Here is a 1095-nt window from a genome sequence, read left to right as displayed (position 1 = left end):
AGGCCATCGGCCCAACTGAACTCGCTAGCGCCGGTATCGCCGTTTTCCAGATACGCGAGGTTGCGCGCAAGCTGGTCACCGAGACCGGACGCGTCGGCTCCGCTTCTACTCATCTTGTGAACCGGCTCCAAGAGTAGTAATGGGACTGAGACACATTGGTTTCAGCAGTTGAGCCGGCCAGGGTGGCACCGGCCTGAGCTACCGCGACCACGACTGCAGTCAGATTGGCCTGCAGCCAATCTAGAGGCGTCACTTCGGGATCACCGGCACGTCATAGGAACCGCTGGCCTTGATCTGCGTGAGGCAGGCCTGGCCGCGACGGCGCACGCCAACACCGAAGCTGCGCTGGAAAAAGCTATCCTGCAATGGAAATGGGCCGATACCCGGGATATTTCTTAGACCCTGGTACTGACGCTGAGGGTGCTGTCTGAACCCGATGGCGTTGTCAGGGCTGTTAGCTCCATAGGTGGCAACAACCGCCAAGTAGTCTTCCGGAATGAAATCGCTTTGGATAATCCAGGTTTCGCCGTAGCTACCCTGCACCTTCAGACCGTTGTAGGACTCCGGCGCAACCTGACCCACAATATTTTCCGGTTGCAAGTAGGCCGGTGCGCCAGCGCTGGGAATGTAGTCGTGTTTGGCAATAATGCCGCTGGCGTTTTCTTCGCCAGCCTTGAAGGTAGACACCACTTCTGCCTGTGCCGGGTTCATCAGCGCCAACAGCCGTGAGTTTGATTCGGTGCCGAAACCGTGCTCGGTCACATGGCGAACGGCAGTTTCGAGGTCTCCGGAATCAATGGTGGCGCTACCGGAAACGAGGTAGTGCTGGTGTGCCGCCGCAAACTGCTTGCCGAGATAGGCCGGTGGAACCATGGTGTCACCGTTGTACAGGCCATACACCGGGTGCGACCACTCGTTTGCTATCTGCGTTGGGTCAAACAGCCGCTGCAAGATCGTCCCGGTTGTCAGACGGTTGTCGGCCTCCAGCGCGTAGTTGGCAATTGCGCGGACTTGCTCAGCGGTGCTGTCCCGCAAGAATTTCCACGTCCAGCGGCTTGCCTTGTCGTAGTCCTTGAAGGTGTAGCCCATGAGGTG

General features: G+C 58.5%; 1 protein-coding gene. It reads right to left on the bottom strand.

What is annotated here, in order from left to right; translation table 11 throughout:
* Window positions 1-249: 249 nt before the first annotated feature.
* Window positions 250-1095, bottom strand: an 846-nt coding sequence (locus tag A5791_RS04300) for a hypothetical protein (RefSeq protein ID WP_067231672.1), incomplete at its 5' end; no start/stop codon positions are given.

This window comes from Mycobacterium sp. 852002-51163_SCH5372311 (genome assembly GCF_001667115.1).
Lineage (GTDB): Bacteria > Actinomycetota > Actinomycetes > Mycobacteriales > Mycobacteriaceae > Mycobacterium.
This window is presented reverse-complemented; position numbering and strand designations above follow the sequence as displayed.